The organism is Nocardia sp. NPDC050408, assembly GCF_044458905.1.
Classification (GTDB): domain Bacteria; phylum Actinomycetota; class Actinomycetes; order Mycobacteriales; family Mycobacteriaceae; genus Nocardia.
Window position 1 is genome coordinate 75,907 of sequence record NZ_JBITIL010000003.1, and the last position, 14,703, is coordinate 90,609.

At 65.1% G+C, this 14,703-nt stretch carries 15 protein-coding genes; 10 read left to right on the forward strand and 5 right to left on the reverse strand.

All coding sequences use genetic code 11. From position 1 onward, the window contains the following. Window positions 1–22 precede the first annotated feature (22 nt). From ACIBJI_RS10100 to ACIBJI_RS10115, 4 genes are read right to left on the reverse strand one after another with little or no spacing between them, the layout of a single operon-like run. Window positions 23–994, reverse strand: a complete 972-nt coding sequence (locus tag ACIBJI_RS10100) for an SDR family oxidoreductase (protein WP_364350459.1) — start codon at window positions 992–994, stop codon at window positions 23–25. A gap of 9 nt (window positions 995–1,003) precedes the next feature. Next, window positions 1,004–2,764, reverse strand: coding sequence for a glycoside hydrolase family 15 protein (locus ACIBJI_RS10105; protein ID WP_364350456.1), 1,761 nt, complete (start codon window positions 2,762–2,764; stop codon window positions 1,004–1,006). Further along, window positions 2,761–3,387, reverse strand: a complete 627-nt coding sequence (locus ACIBJI_RS10110; protein WP_364350453.1) for a UdgX family uracil-DNA binding protein — start codon at window positions 3,385–3,387, stop codon at window positions 2,761–2,763. The genes ACIBJI_RS10105 and ACIBJI_RS10110 overlap by 4 nt, the downstream gene beginning before the upstream one ends. A gap of 7 nt (window positions 3,388–3,394) precedes the next feature. Then, entirely contained in the window at window positions 3,395–3,724 is a 330-nt protein-coding gene (locus ACIBJI_RS10115) for a plasmid stabilization protein (RefSeq protein ID WP_364350450.1), read from the reverse strand. 101 nt (window positions 3,725–3,825) lie between these two features. On the opposite strand from ACIBJI_RS10115, the gene ACIBJI_RS10120 reads away from it, so the two are divergent. Further along, on the forward strand, window positions 3,826–5,082 hold the full coding sequence (locus tag ACIBJI_RS10120; protein WP_396955644.1) for a serine hydrolase domain-containing protein: 1,257 nt from the start codon (window positions 3,826–3,828) through the stop codon (window positions 5,080–5,082). 1 nt (window position 5,083) lies between these two features. Here ACIBJI_RS10120 and ACIBJI_RS10125 read toward each other — a convergent pair whose 3' ends face one another. After that, window positions 5,084–7,933: an FAD-binding and (Fe-S)-binding domain-containing protein gene (locus tag ACIBJI_RS10125; RefSeq protein ID WP_397083795.1), complete on the reverse strand. Its 2,850-nt coding sequence runs from the start codon at window positions 7,931–7,933 to the stop codon at window positions 5,084–5,086. Between the two features lie 125 nt (window positions 7,934–8,058). On the opposite strand from ACIBJI_RS10125, the gene ACIBJI_RS10130 reads away from it, so the two are divergent. From ACIBJI_RS10130 to ACIBJI_RS10170, 9 genes are read left to right on the forward strand one after another with little or no spacing between them, the layout of a single operon-like run. Further along, window positions 8,059–9,858, forward strand: coding sequence for a thiamine pyrophosphate-requiring protein (locus ACIBJI_RS10130; protein ID WP_364350441.1), 1,800 nt, complete (start codon window positions 8,059–8,061; stop codon window positions 9,856–9,858). Next, window positions 9,855–10,421: a hemerythrin domain-containing protein gene (locus tag ACIBJI_RS10135; RefSeq protein WP_364350438.1), complete on the forward strand. Its 567-nt coding sequence runs from the start codon at window positions 9,855–9,857 to the stop codon at window positions 10,419–10,421. Before ACIBJI_RS10130 ends, ACIBJI_RS10135 begins: the two co-directional genes overlap by 4 nt. After that, window positions 10,418–10,882 carry a Na+/H+ antiporter subunit E gene (locus ACIBJI_RS10140; RefSeq protein WP_364350435.1) on the forward strand — a complete coding sequence of 155 codons (465 nt, stop codon included), beginning with the start codon at window positions 10,418–10,420 and terminating at the stop codon, window positions 10,880–10,882. Before ACIBJI_RS10135 ends, ACIBJI_RS10140 begins: the two co-directional genes overlap by 4 nt. A 5-nt stretch (window positions 10,883–10,887) precedes the next feature. Further along, complete coding sequence (locus ACIBJI_RS10145) at window positions 10,888–11,151, forward strand: monovalent cation/H+ antiporter complex subunit F (RefSeq protein WP_364350432.1); 264 nt, start codon at window positions 10,888–10,890, stop codon at window positions 11,149–11,151. Beyond that, window positions 11,144–11,440, forward strand: coding sequence for a monovalent cation/H(+) antiporter subunit G (locus ACIBJI_RS10150; RefSeq protein ID WP_364350429.1), 297 nt, complete (start codon window positions 11,144–11,146; stop codon window positions 11,438–11,440). The genes ACIBJI_RS10145 and ACIBJI_RS10150 overlap by 8 nt, the downstream gene beginning before the upstream one ends. Next, window positions 11,437–11,679 (forward strand): hydrogenase subunit MbhD domain-containing protein, encoded by a 243-nt coding sequence (locus tag ACIBJI_RS10155; protein ID WP_364350426.1) that lies wholly within the window; start codon window positions 11,437–11,439, stop codon window positions 11,677–11,679. The genes ACIBJI_RS10150 and ACIBJI_RS10155 overlap by 4 nt, the downstream gene beginning before the upstream one ends. Further along, entirely contained in the window at window positions 11,676–12,416 is a 741-nt protein-coding gene (locus tag ACIBJI_RS10160; protein ID WP_396955646.1) for an MnhB domain-containing protein, read from the forward strand. Before ACIBJI_RS10155 ends, ACIBJI_RS10160 begins: the two co-directional genes overlap by 4 nt. Beyond that, entirely contained in the window at window positions 12,413–12,760 is a 348-nt protein-coding gene (locus ACIBJI_RS10165) for a cation:proton antiporter subunit C (RefSeq protein ID WP_364350420.1), read from the forward strand. The genes ACIBJI_RS10160 and ACIBJI_RS10165 overlap by 4 nt, the downstream gene beginning before the upstream one ends. Then, entirely contained in the window at window positions 12,760–14,586 is a 1,827-nt protein-coding gene (locus ACIBJI_RS10170) for a complex I subunit 5 family protein (RefSeq protein WP_364350417.1), read from the forward strand. Before ACIBJI_RS10165 ends, ACIBJI_RS10170 begins: the two co-directional genes overlap by 1 nt. Window positions 14,587–14,703: the final 117 nt, after the last annotated feature.

Sequence of the window (14,703 nt, forward strand, 5' to 3'; positions counted from 1 at the left end):
CGCGCAGCCCGACCAGAGCGCCCTAATGCCGACGTAACCCGCTGGCCAATGACTCGAGCCCACGGCTCAACCATGCCTGCGTACTGCGCCGATGCGCACGATCATCGAACTCGCCGTGCGCACCGAAGTCATGTCCGCCGGACCGGTCGACCGGCTCCCAGAGGTTGTCGGCCCGTGCGTCGGCGTCGGCATCGGTCTGCTGCGACTCGTAGCCGGTGCGAGCGAGATAGCGGTCGAGCAGGCTGGGCGCGAGCCGTTGTGCGAGCAGTGTCCCCGTTGTGCTCGCGCCGACCCAATACTCCTTGCGCTCAGGATGTTTCGCTGCGAAGGCGATCGAGCGCGCAATGATCTCGGGTTGGTAGATCGGCGGCACCGGCTGTGGCCGCTTCGGCAATCGCGACAGCACCCAGGAGAATTGGGGGGTATTCACCGCGGGGGCCTGCACCAGCGTGATGTGCACATTGCTGCCCTCGTGCATCAACTCGACCCGCACCGATTCGGTGAACCCGTTGATCGCATGTTTGGCTGCGCAATACGCCGACTGCAGTGGAATCGAGCGGGCGCCGAGCGCCGAGCCGACCTGTACGACAGCGCCGCGATCGCGCGCCCGCATGCGCGACAGCGCGGCCATGGTGCCGTGCACGGTACCGAGATAGGTGACCTCGGTGACCCGCCGGAACTCCGCGGCCGCAATCTGCTCGAAGGGGGCGAATACCGAGGTGAAGGCCGAGTTCACCCAGACATCGATGGGCCCGAGCACCTCCTCGGCCCGCGTCGCCGCGGCCTCGACCGCCGCGTAATCGGCGACATCGACCGGAATCGTCAACGGCTCACCACCCGCGGCGCGCACATCATCGGCCGCGGCGGCAAGTCCGGCATCGCCGCGGGCGAGCAGCGCGACTTTGCAACCGCTCGAAGCGAATTCGCGCGCGGCCGCGCGACCGATGCCCGCACTCGCCCCGGTGATCACCACTACTCGGGGTTCGAAGCTCATCACAACTCCTTACTCATGGTCGTCGCCGAATCGGGTGAGCTGGATCGAGGATTCGAAAAGCGTCGCGTGCACGAAGGCCTGCGGCATATTGCCGCGCAGCTGACGCTGCCGGACATCGAATTCCTCGGCGAACAATCCGGGCGTACCGCACGCCGCGCGATTGCGTTCGAAGTAGCGTGCCGCCGAAACATGGTGTCCCAGTTGGGCGGCCGCGATCGCCATGATGAATCCGCAGAACAGGAACGCGCCCTCGTTCGTCTCCAGCGGCTGCTCGTCGTGGCGGTAGCGATAAACGTAGTAATCCGTGCACAATTCGCGCTCCACGGCCCGATAGGTGGCGAGGCTGCGCGGATCGTCGAGAGGTACGCCGCCGCGGATGGCAGGCAGTAGCAGGGCAGCGTCAACACCGGCCGCATCCGGGGCCTGCTGCCACGCGCCGCCGCGATGCACACTGGTGCGGGCGGTTTCGGCCATGATTGTGTCGGCCAGTGCCGTACAGAACACGGGGTCGGCACCGGTATCGGCAATGGCGGCGACCGCGCGCAGACCGCTGACGCAGGCCAGCCGGGAATGCGTCCAGTGCCGGTCCTCGGTTTCCCAGATGCCCGCATCCGGTCGACGCCAGCGTTCGGCGATCGCGGCGACGGCCACCGAAATCGCCTTGCGGCTGTCCTCGGTGAGCCGGTCGTGCCGCGCGCCCGCGGCGAACAGGAGCAGAGCCTCGCCGAATACATCGAGTTGGGATTGATCGCGCACCCGGTTGCCGACGACGGTACGACCGCCCGGATACCCGGGTAGGTCCAGGTTGCTCGGCTCCGGGATCGGTTGGCCGGTGACCGTATACGCCGGCAGTATCGTGGGCCCATCGACGAGCAGTCGTTCGCCCACGAACTGTAACGCATTGTCCAACAATGGATGTGGGCCGTCGGCGGCCACCGCCTGACCGGCGAAACATTGGTCGCGGATCCACACATAGCGGTAGTCGTAGTTCTCGCCTAGGTCCGCGCGTTCAGGCAGGCCGGTGGTGGCCGCGGCGACCATCCCATTGGTGGAACTGGTCATACCGCGCATGACCGCGTAGGCCTGTGCGGTATCGCGGGACGCGGCACACGGGCCCAGCTTCGGCACCCCACGCTGCCAAGCGGATTCGGTCTGTGCCCATGCGGTGTGCGGATCCGGCGGTTCGTCGGGCAGTGCGATATCGGACAATTCGAGGACGAGATCATGAATCTCGCCTTGTCGCAGCGTTATCCGATCGGTCCAGCCGCGGTCGTCGCGGACCGACGCGGCCGCCCCACCCGTCCAACGCAATGCGAGGTCACCGACGCGCGCGAGCCACAACCCGTCGTCGGTACGGTGCAGGTCACTTGCCTTCGCCTTGCCGAACTGCCCGGCGGGCCGCAGCACCACATCGACCTCGGCATCGCCGTGCACCGCGACAATCCGGCGCAGCACCACGACCCGATGCGGATCACCAGGAAAGGCCAGCGCCTCCCGGCATTCGATCACCGAGGAGCCGACCAGCCAGTGCGAATTCCAGATCAGGGTGCCCGTCTGGTAATACCCGCCCCACACGTACCGCCCGCACGGTGTCACCGAATACGCGCCGTCCCCGCCGACCAGCGCGGCGAAAACCGCGTCGCTGTGCCAACGTGGTGCACACATCCAGGCGAAGTCACCACGTGGACCGACCAGCACACCGCGCTCGCCGTCCGCGAGGAATGCGTATTCGCGCAGTACATGCGGCCGGGTGATATTTTCGGCCGTCACATCGGCCGTATACCACCGCAGACCGTTCGCAACCTTTTCAAGTCTGCGACGAATCCGGTGTAGGCCTCGTCGCGATCGGGCGCGCGCAGCACCGACGACGGGTGCACGGTCGCTAGCACCGCGTAATCCGGCGTCGAGATGAGCTCTCCCCGCCGCTCGGAGACCTTGAACGAGGGACCGAGCACGGCCTTTGCGGCAATCGCGCCGAGACAGACCACCAGTTGTGGCCCGATGACCCGCAACTCGGCGTCGAGCCAGGCCGAGCAGGCGACGATTTCGGTGCGTCCGGGTTGTTTGTGGATACGGCGCTTACCGCGTTCCTCGAATTTGAAGTGCTTCACCGCATTGGTCACATAGATCCGGTCGCGGTCGATCCCGACCTCGGCGATCGCACGGTCGAGCAGCCGCCCGGCGGGGCCGACGAACGGATGTCCGCGCACGTCCTCCTGGTCGCCGGGCTGCTCACCGATCATGACCACGTCTGCGTTTTCCGGGCCTTCTCCGAAAACCGTCTGGGTGGCGTGCCGGTAGAGATCGCAGCCGTGGCAGCCGCACGAGGCCTGCCGCAATTCGGCGAGGCTCGCGTGCGGCGGCACGAACTCCGCGGCGCCCGGCACGGCCATCTCGGTCTCAGTCCTTGCCGAGCGCCCGCGCGAGCTGACGCTTGTTCATCTTCGAGCGGCCCTTGATATTGCGGTTTTTGGCCTCGTTGTACAGCTGGTCGCGGGTCGGGCCCTTCGGACCGCTGCGGCCCGAGCGCTGCCCACCGCGCTGCTGTGGCGACTTATCCTTTACCGAGGAACGGCTGGCGGTCTTCGACTGCCCGGATTGGGCGCGATTCTTATTGACCGTCCGCGCGGCGATTTCCTTCGCCCGCTTCTGGCTCTCGCCCCGGTCCTCTGCCGAGTCCTTGATGTGCTCGTACTGCCGTTCCTGCTTATTGCTCCATTCCTTTGGCATGTCACACCTCCTGCCAGCCGAGTACCCCGGCTCGCCGCGCGAAACCAGCACTGCGGCGTGGGCTCGATCGGCGGCGAGATCAGCGTCGATATGCTGGCCGAATGAAGGTGGTCCCTGGCACGTTGGTGACCGTCGCCGATGATCTGGACGCGGTGACGACAGTCGGGCACGAGGACGATCCGGCCGATGCTGGGTTGACGAACGCGGATGTCGCGGCGCTGTGGACATCGGTGCGGGCGTGGTACCGGATGGGGACGACGCCCGCTATTCAGACCTGTCTGCGGCGCAACGGGAAGGTCGTGCTGAACCGAGCGATCGGGCACGGCTGGGGGAATGCGCCGAAAGACGGTCCGGATGCGGAGCAGATACTCGCGACGCCGGAGACGCTGTTCTGCGGGTTCTCCACCGCCAAGGGCGTATCGGCGACGCTGATGTTCATGCTGGTCGAACAGGGTGCGTTCGCGCTGAATGATCCGGTGTGCAAATACATTCCGGAATTCGCGGCACACGGCAAGGATGCGATCACCATCGGCGATGTGATGTCGCATTCGGCGGGTGTGCCGTTCATTACGCCGCCGTACAAGGGCGTCGAGTTGGTGCTCGACGAGGAGTTGGCCGTACAGGGGCTGGCCGATCTGGTGCCGAGTTGGCGGCCCGGTCGATTCCGTGTCTATCACGCGTTGACCGGCGGTTTGATCCAACGGCTGCTGGTGCAGCGGGCCACCGGGAAGCGGATGCGCGAACATCTCGCCGAACAGGTACTCGAACCATTGGGCTTCCGCTGGAACAACTTCGGGGTCCGTCCCGAGGATGTCGACAAGGTCGTGCCCAGCGTGAAGACCGGCCCGCCGCCGTCACGAATGTCGATACTTTTGGCGCGCAAGGCACTCGGCGGGCGGATGGACGGTGCGACCGCCAAGTCCGCGAATCGGGATTTCCTGACCGCCGAACTGCCGTCGGGCAATATCGTCACGACCGCCTACGAACTGTCTCGCTTCTACGAAATCCTCACCCGCGGCGGCGAACTCGACGGTGTTCGGATCATCGAGCCCGAAACCCTCCGCGAAGCGATCCGCCCCGCACCACGCCTACCAGGCCTGGCCGGACGCGTAAGCCGCGCTGGTTTCGAGCTGGGCGCTCGTCGCTCGAAGTTCGGGAGAAATACCCAGTCGCACTTCGGCCGCAGTGGCCTGACAACCCAATACGGCTGGGCCGACCCCACCCGCGGACTCGCCGGTGCGATCCTGACCAGCGGCAAGGCCACCACCGACACCCAGCGCCCCTGGGCCCTGGTCGCCCAGATCTCCAATACCATCGGCCAGCTTCCGCGCGCCGATCGGCTGTTCGACACCGACTGAATTACTCGCGGCGCAGCGCCTCGGCGAGGACTTGTGCCGCGTGCTGCGGTCGGGCTTGCGGTTGCAGGTGTTCGATTTGGGTACGGCAGCTGAAACCGTCTGCCAGGACCAGGGTTTCGGGGTCGCGGTTGCGGATGGCCGGCATCAGTTTGTCTTCCGCGCAGGCTACCGAGACGTCGTAGTGGCCGCGTTCGAAGCCGAAGTTTCCGGCCAGGCCGCAGCATCCGGCATCGAGTACTTCGACGTCGAGTCCGGTTGCGGTCAAAAGCCTCTGGTCGGCGTCATAGTGCAGGATCGCGTGCTGGTGGCAGTGTGGTTGGACCATGGCGTGGGCGTCGATGCGCGGGGGTTCCCAGTCGTCGGCCTGTTCGGTGAGGATTTCGCCGAGGGTGCGGACCTGATTCGCCAAGCGGTGGGCGTCTTCGTCACCGGCGAGTAGTTCGGTGAGATCGGAGCGGAAGACGGCGGCACAGCTGGGTTCGAGCACGACGATGGGGGTGCTAGAGCGCAATTGGGGTTCGAGCTGACGCAGGGTTCGGCGCAGTACTCGTTTCGCGGTGGGGAGTTGGCCGGTGGAAATCCAGGTCAGACCGCAACACACGGTGCGCCTTGGTATTTCGATTTCGAACCCGGCCGCATCCAGTACCGTCACCGCGGCTTCGGCTATTTCGGGGGCGAAGTTGTTGGTGAAGGTGTCGGGCCACAGCAGCACTCGGCCACGGTGGCCGCGCTCGTCCGGTGTGCGACGGGCGAACTTCTCGGTGAAGCGCTCGCGGGCGAAGCGCGGTAGGTCCCGGCGCGGGTCGACGCCGCCGAGACGTTTGAGCAGCCCACCCGGGCCCCGGCTCTGAGCCAGCGCGTTGGCCGGTGCGGACACGGCGGTGGCGAGCCGGGCCCACATCGGAATCCAGCCCATCGAGTAGTGCGCCATCGGCCGGACGCGGTGTTCATAGTGGTGGGAGAGGAATTCGGCCTTGTAGGTGGCCATATCGACATCGACCGGGCAGTCGCTGCGGCAGCCTTTGCAGGCCAGGCACAGATCGAGGGCATCGCGTACCTCGGTGGAGCGCCAGCCATCGGTGATCACCTCGCCCCGGAGCATTTCGAACAGGAGTCGGGCGCGGCCGCGGGTGGAGTGTTCCTCCTCCCTGGTCGCCCGGTAACTCGGGCACATCACACCGCCCTCGTGACCGCGGCACTTGCCGACGCCGACACAGCGCGCCGCAGCCACGCTGAAGCGATGGTCATCCTCCGGGAAAGTGAAGTGGGTCACCGGATTCCACGGCCGATAGTCCGCGCCTTGGCGCAGGTCCTGATCCAGTGGTCGCGGGTGTACGACCTTGCCGGGATTCATCCGGTTGCGTGGATCGAAGAGATGTTTGACCGCGCCGAATGCCTCGACGACCCGATCGCCGAACATGATCGGCAGCAGTTCGCCGCGCGACTGACCGTCGCCGTGTTCACCGGACAGCGATCCGCCGTACCGCGTCACCAACTGGGCGCTCTGCTCGGCGAAGCTGCGGTACCTCGAAATGCCTTCCGCGCTACGGAGATCGAACGGTATGCGGGTGTGCACGCAGCCGTGGCCGAAGTGGCCGTACAGCGAGGACGACTGGTAATCGAAATCGTCGAGCAAACTTTCGAAGTCGCGCAGATAGTCACCGAGCCGGTTGGGCGGTACCGCGGCATCCTCCCAACCCTCATGGGTTTGCGGACTGTTGGGCGGATAGGCCGTGGCGCCCAGGCCTGCCTCCCTGGCCATCCAGATTTCCGCCTCCCGTGCGGGATCATCGATCATCGTCGAGGTCGCACCGGTTTTCATGGTCACTTCCTCGACCATCGCCTGGGCCCGTCGGTCGGCTTCGTCCTGGTCGGTGCCCTCGAATTGCGCCATCAGCCAACCTTTTCCATCCGGCAACTGTGCGATGGCACCTGCGGCCAGATGTTCGATATGTTCCAGATCGACCAGTCGGTGGTCGACACCTTCCAGCGCTGTCGGGTTGTGCTGCAATACGATCGGCACCGCATCGGCGGCATCGTATATATCGGGGTAGCCGAGTACGGTCAGTGCCACCGCTTTCGGACGTTGCACGAGTTGGATTTCGGCACGCAGCACCGTTACCAGCGTGGACTCGCTGCCGACGAGCAGTTTCGCGAGATCGAAGCCGTGCTCCGGCAGCAGGGAATCGAGGTTGTAGCCCGACACCCGGCGCGGAATATCGGGGTAGTGCGCGCGGATATCCGCCGCGTATTCATCGCGGATCCGCCGCAGGCCGTCGAGTAGTTCGGGAAACTCATCCGGGGAATCCGCGCCGACCCAACCCCGTAACCCGTCGTAGGTCAGGATTTCCAGCCGCCGCACCGAATCGACCATCTTCCCGTACGCCTGCGCGGTAGATCCGCAGGAGTTGTTGCCGATCATCCCGCCGATCGTGCAGCTGACATGCGTCGAAGGTTTCGGGCCGACCATCAGGTCGTACCGCGCCAACAGCGCATTCAGCGGGTCCAGTGCGATCCCTGGTTCCACGATCGCGGTGCGGGCCGCCGTGTCGACCGAGATCAGCCGATCGCAGTACTTGCTCCAATCCAGCACCACGGCCGCATTGCAGCATTGACCGGCCAGGCTGGTGCCGCCGCCGCGCGAGAGCACCGGCATATCGTGCTCGCGGCACACCGCGATCGCCGCGGCCGCATCGTCCGGTGTGTGCGGTAGCACCACGCCGAGCGGTACCGCGCGATAGTTCGAGGCATCGGTGGAGTACGTGGCTCTGGATCCGGGATCGAAACGTACTTCCCCGGAGACCTGCTCGGTGAGTTCGGCCGCGAGTCGCGTCAGCGGGAGATCAATCATTCGGCACCCCTCCTGTCTCGGCACAGTGCGGCTACCCACTTCGGCGCGCGGCACACCCTCTGATTGCCTGCCCATTCGCTGGGTATCACCCGTCTGACCAACCCGGATACCTACAGGAGATCCTCATGAAACAACAGGTTGGTGACTACGTCCTGCAACGACTACGGGAGTGGGGCGTTAACCAAGTCTTCGGATACCCCGGCGACGGCATCAACGGTCTGGTCGCCGCTTTCGGTCGCGCGGATAACAAACCGCAATTCGTGCAGGCCAGACACGAGGAAATGGCGGCGTTCCAAGCCACCGGTTACGCCAAGTTCAGTGGGAAGGTCGGCGTCTGCACGGCCACCTCGGGACCCGGCGCGATCCATTTGCTCAATGGCCTCTACGACGCCAAACTCGACCATGTCCCGGTCGTCGCGATCGTCGGTCAGACCGCGCGCAGCGCCATGGGCGGCAGCTATCAGCAGGAAGTCGATCTGCAGAGCCTGTTCAAGGATGTCGCCAGTGATTATCTGGTCGAGGTCAATGTCTCGAGCCAGTTGCCCAACGCGCTGGACCGGGCGTTTCGCACGGCGATGACCCGGCATTCGCCGACCGCCGTGATCATTCCCGCCGATCTGCAGGAAGAACCCTACGAACCGCCCGAACACGAGTTCAAGCAGGTGCCCTCCAGCCCACCACATGCGTTGACCGCGACGGTGGTCGCACCGTATCCCGAGATCGAACGCGCGGCCGAGATCATCGACGCCGGATCGAAGGTCGCGGTGCTCGTCGGTCAGGGCGCGCGCTCGGCCGCGCGCGAGGTGGTCGAACTCGCCGAAATCACCGGTGCGGGTGTGGCGAAGGCATTGCTCGGCAAGGATGTGCTGCCCGACGACCTGCCCTTTGTCACCGGGTCGATCGGGTTGCTCGGTACCAGGCCGAGCTATGAAATGATGCGCGACTGCGACACGCTGATCATCGTTGGGTCGAATTTCCCCTACACCCAGTTCATGCCGGAGTTCGGTCAGGCGCGCGCCGTGCAGATCGATATCGACGGCACCATGATCGGCATGCGCTATCCGACCGAAGTGAATCTGGTCGGTGATGCGAAAGCCACACTGGCCGAACTCGTTCCGCTGCTGCGCCGCAAGGAGGAGCGTTCCTGGCGGGAGAAGATCGAGCAGAATGTGTCCCGCTGGTGGGAGACAGTCGAGCGGCAGGCGATGTTGCAGGCCAAGCCGGTCAACCCGATGCGCGTGGTTTGGGAACTGTCGCAACAGCTTCCGGATAATGCGATCGTCACCGCGGACTCCGGCTCATCCACCAACTGGTACGCCCGCTGCCTGCGATTCCGCATCGGTACGCGCGGCTCGCTGTCGGGCACCCTGGCGACCATGGGACCCGGCGTGCCCTATGCCATCGGCGCCAAATTCGCGCATCCGGAACGGCCGGCGATCGCGTTGGTCGGTGACGGCGCCATGCAGATGAACGGAATGGCCGAACTGCTCACCATCGCACGCTATTACCGGCAGTGGAGTGATCCGCGGCTGATCATCTGTGTCTTCCACAATAACGATCTGAACCAGGTCACCTGGGAGCTGCGCGCCATGGGTGGCGCTCCGAAATTCGAAGAGTCACAGATACTTCCGGAGACTTCCTACGCGGATCTGGCGCGCTGTATGGGGCTGCCGTCGATCGCGATCGACGATCCGGAGAATCTCGCCGACGCGTGGCGGCAGGCGCTGAGCGCGGATCGTCCGGTACTGCTCGATGTGCGCTGCGATCCCGAGGTGCCGCCGATTCCACCGCATGCGACCTATGAGCAGATGAAGGACACCGCCGAGGCGGTGATGCGCGGCGATCCGGATGGCTGGCATCTGATGTGGCAGGGCACCAAGACCAAGTTGCAGGAATTCGTGCCGCATCGGAATTCGTCATCATGACTTTGCCATCGACCGAGGACGTCGTCGATCTGCTGATGGCACAACATAGGCAGATCAAAGGCTTACTCGCCCAACTGAAGTCCGGGCAGGGCGATAAGTCGGAGCTGTTCAAGGAACTGGTCCGGTTGCTCGCGGTGCACGAGAGCGCCGAAGCGGAGGCCGTGCACCCGGTCGCCGCCCGCGCCCGTTTCGGGGCGGACCAGATGGTCGGACAGCGCCGGCATGAGGAGAACCACGCCAAGCGCGCGCTGGCCAACCTTTACGACCTCGGTGTCGACCATCCGGATTTCGATGCCGAGCTGGCCGAATTCGCCGAGGCGGTGATCGACCATGCCAGCCGCGAGGAGCACGAGGAATTCGCCCTATTGCGCCAACAGTTTTCGGCGCATCAATTGGAGCGGATGGCGGGTTCGGTGCGGGCCGCCGAAGCGGTCGCGCCGACCCGTCCGCATCCGAAGACCGGGGAATCCGCGCTGGCGAATCTGCTGGCCGGTCCGCCGTTGGCGATATTCGACCGGGCGCGTGATGCGGTGCGGGACTGGCATCGAGAAGACGACAAATGAGCGGGCGCATCGCAGCGGCGGCGGAAGTCCTCGGCTGGTGGGCGGTGCTGGTGTTGCTGTGGCTGGCGACGCTGACCACGTTCAGTCTCCAAGAGTTGCTCGCGGCCGTCGTGCTCGCATTACCCGCTGCTTGGGCGGGTCGTCTGGGACGTATCGCGGTGCAGGGCAATTGGCGACCGCCGGACAAGATTCCGCAGCTGTTGGCCGCGCTCCCCAGCGCGATCGTGCGCGATAGCTGGGCCGCCCTGTCGATCGCCGCGCATGGCAGGCCGGTCGGGAGGTTCGAGGAGAACGAACTCGACGCGGAAGCCGATGCGCGGCGGCGAGCGGGGCGGGCGGCACTGATCACCGGTGTGCTCTCGGCGACGCCCGGCTCGCTGGTCATCGATGCTGACGATGAGCTGCTGCTGCACGTATTCGCGACACCCGAGACTCGACTGCGACGGATGTTCGGGGGCTGATCGAAATGTCCACCGCGCCTTGGCTGGTCGCGTCGGGTGTGCTGCTGGTCGGTGGGATCGGGCCTGCGCTGTTGCTGTCCAGCAGGGGCACGGCGGCGCATCGGCTCGTCGGGCTGCAATTGGTCAGCTCGCTATTGATCGTGGTCTTGATATTGCTGAGTCTGGGACTCGGGAGACCGGACTATCTGATCGTGCCGTTGGTGGTGGTCTTGCTCTCCTTCGCGGGCACCCTGGTTTTCACGCGCCTGTTGGGGGTGCGTGATGACTAGTTTCTTCGTCGACGCACTGCTCGCAATCGGCACGCTGGTCGCGGTGGCCGCTTCGATGGCGGCGCTGCGGCCGCGTTCGGTCTATGCGCGACTGCACTATTCGTCGATTATCAGCGCGGTCGCCGGACCGTTCATCGCACTCGCGGTGCTTATCGCGGAGGGGCCGGGGCTGACCACGGCGATCGTCGTGGTGACCCTCCTGCTGCTGGCGCTCACCGCCCCGGTGCTGAGTGCCGCCATCGGCAGGCTCAATGCCCGCACCGACGGCCGGATCGAGGCCCCGCAATGAACGCCCTGATTGTGATCACGCTCGGACTGGTCGCGGTGGCGGGCACGGTCGTCGTATTCACCGACCAGCCGCAGCGCCAGGCAGTATCGCTGGCGGTGTTCGGTGCGCTGTTAACACCGGCATTTCTCGTGCTCGGTGCGCCGGATGTGGCGTTGTCACAGGTCGCGGTGGGTACCGCGGTGGTGCCGCTGATGGTGTTGCTCGCTGTGCGGGCCGTGGAGCGGAGACGACGGTCGTGAAGTACGGTGCGCGACTGGTGATCTTCCTCGTCGGTGGGGTCGGACTTGTCGTATTGCTCGGACTCGCGCTGTTCGGTATGCCCGGGTTCGGCGGTACCGATCATCCGTATCGCGACGCCGCGGTCCAGGCGTCGCTGCAGCAGCACAGCCCCAATGCGGTTTCCTCGGTCAATTTCGATCAGCGTGGCCTCGACACCTTCGGCGAGGAGGCCATCCTGGTGGCGGCGGTGCTCGGTGCGGCGACTCTACTGCGTCCGGAAGGGCCACGGCCGCAACGACAATCGGAGGACCTCGGTCGCATTATGCAGGCGACGCGATTTCTGGGCTATGCCTTGCTGCCGGTGACACTGATGATCGGTGCTGATGTGGTCGTGCACGGACATCTCACGCCGGGTGGCGGCTTCCAAGGCGGTGTGGTGCTGGCCACCGGCCTGCACTTGCTGTACGTGGCGGGCAATTACCGCGCGCTGCGGCGGCTGCGTCCGTTGGTTTGGTACGAGTTCGGCGAGGCTGTGGGCATGGGCACAGTGGTCGCCCTCGGGCTGGCCGGAATCCTCAGTGGCGCTGGATATCTGGCGAATATTCTGCCGCTCGGGCAATTCGGCCGCCTGCTGTCGGCCGGTACGCTGCCGCTGTTCAGCGTGGCGGTCGGGCTCGCGGTCGGCAGTGGTGTCGTCGTACTGCTCGCGCAGTTCCTCGACGAGTATCTGACTACGGAGAGGCAGGCGTCGCGATGACCGTATTTCCCTATGTGATCGCCGTTTGGCTCTTACTGATCGGCATTTACGGCGTGGTACGCAGCAGACATCTGGTGCATACCGTGGTGTGCGTATCCATCGGACAATCGGGAACCTATGTCCTGCTATTGGCCATCGGCTACCAAAAGGGCGCTTCGGCACCGATTTTCGGGTCCGCGAATCCGCCGGGCTCGCCGGTGGTCGACCCGGTGGTGCAGGCGATGGCGCTGACCGACATCGTCGTCTCCGCGACGGTTACCGCATTGCTGCTGGCGCTGGTCGTGCAGATCGCCAAGCGACACGGCACCGTCCAGCCCGACGAACTGCACGCGCTGCGTGGCTGATGGTCCCCCTCGATCAGGCGCTCCCGGCACTCGTGATCGCGCTGCCGGTCGCCGGTTCCTGCCTGCTGCTCGCTCTCGGGCGGGTATTGCCCAGGCTGCTGATCGATGTGATCGGCACCGGGACCGCGCTTGCCGGGACGATCCTGGCTGGATTGCTGCTGTATGAGACCGGCACCGGCACGGTGTCGTCCTGGTCCGGTGGGTGGAAGCCGCGACCTGGGCTGACCGTCGGCATCGTGTTGGTCGCCGATCGGCTCGGTGCCGCAATGGCTTTGCTGATCGCATTGCTCACCACGACCGCATTGCTGTTCGGCTGGCGCTACTTCGACAATCTGCATGCGCACTATCCGGCCCTGGTTCTGCTCTTTGCCACCGGTATGACCGGATTCGCGCTGACCGGTGATCTTTTCGACATGTTCGTATTCTTCGAGTTGATGGGCGTGGCGGCGTATGCGTTGACCGGACTGAAGATCGAGGAACCCGAATCTGTGCAGGCAGGGCTGAATTTCGGGGTGGTCAATTCGCTCGGCGCGTACCTGTGCCTGTTCGGAATCGGACTTTTGTATGCGCGGACCGGGCAACTCGGCCTGGCACAGTTGGGAATTGCGGTCGAGGCGCGGGCGGGTGATGCTCTTGTTTTGGCGGCATTCGTGCTGATTGCCACCGGATGGTTGGTCAAGGCGGCGGCGGTGCCATTCCATTTCTGGCTGGCCGATGCGCATGCTGTGGCACCGTCGCCGGTCTGTGTGCTGTTCTCCGGTGTGATGGCACCGTTGGGTGTTTATGGGCTGGCACGGGTGTATTGGACGGTGTTCGATACTGTGCTGCCCGCTCCTGGCGTGCGCCGAATGTTGTTGGTGCTGGGCATTTCTACCGCTGTGCTCGGTGCGGTGATGTGTGTGCTGCAACGGCATATCAAACGGCTGCTCGCGTATTCGACGATCGCGCATATCGGATTGTTCATTCTCGGACTCGCCGCACTGTCACCGCTTGGTGTCGCCGCATCGGCGCTGTACCTCGGGGGTCATGCTGCGGTCAAGGGTTCGCTGTTTCTGCTGACCGGTGTGTTGCTGTCGCGGTATCGCAGTGTGGACGAGTTCAGTTTGCATGGGCGGGCGCGTGGTCAGCGGACTATCGGTGTGCTGTTTGTGCTTTCGGCGTTGGTATTGGCCGGGTTGCCGCCGTTCGGTGCGGGGCTGGGCAAGGCGTTGCTCGAGGAATCCGATGGGTCGAATTTCCTGGTAGGGCTGGTGATCGTCGTTTCGGCGATAACCGGCGGGGCGGCGTTGCGTGCGGGGCTGCGGGTGTGTTTCGGTGTGGGTGAGGTGCCCGAGCACAAACTCGATCCCGAGGAGACCACCGGGGAACACGAGGTGCCCGATGTCGCCGCGCCGCGCAACCGGACGCCGATCACGATGCTGGGTGCGGTGCTGGTTTTGTTGCTCGTCGCGCTAATACTGGGTCTGCCAACGGGATTCACAACCGCTATCGGTCCCGCCGCCGCGACGTTCGTTGATCCCGAGGCTTACCGGGCGGCGGCGCTGCTCGGTAATACGACCGCCCATCCCGGCGGAGTTCCGCAGATCGAATGGAGCGGAGCAGGCTTGGCGCTCGGTCTGTTGTCGACTGTCCTGGCCGTGCTGATAGCACTTGTCGCGCTGCATTTCGGCACGTTGCGCGCTCGCGGAAAGCCGCCGATTCGTCCGGTCACCGTGGCCGCGACCGCATTACACCGACTGCACAGCGGGCATGTGGGGGACTACGCCGCCTGGCTTGTCTTCGGCGCGGCAGTGGTCGCCGGACTGGTTGCCACCGGCTGGCTGTAATGGGCCTGGTAGCCAGCAGCTGTCCGGGAGACCGGCGCGCTCGGTGGAAACGAACGGCGGCCCGCGGGAACCAGCGGCGCTCCGTGAAAACCAGTCGACTCGGTGGAACCAGCGGCT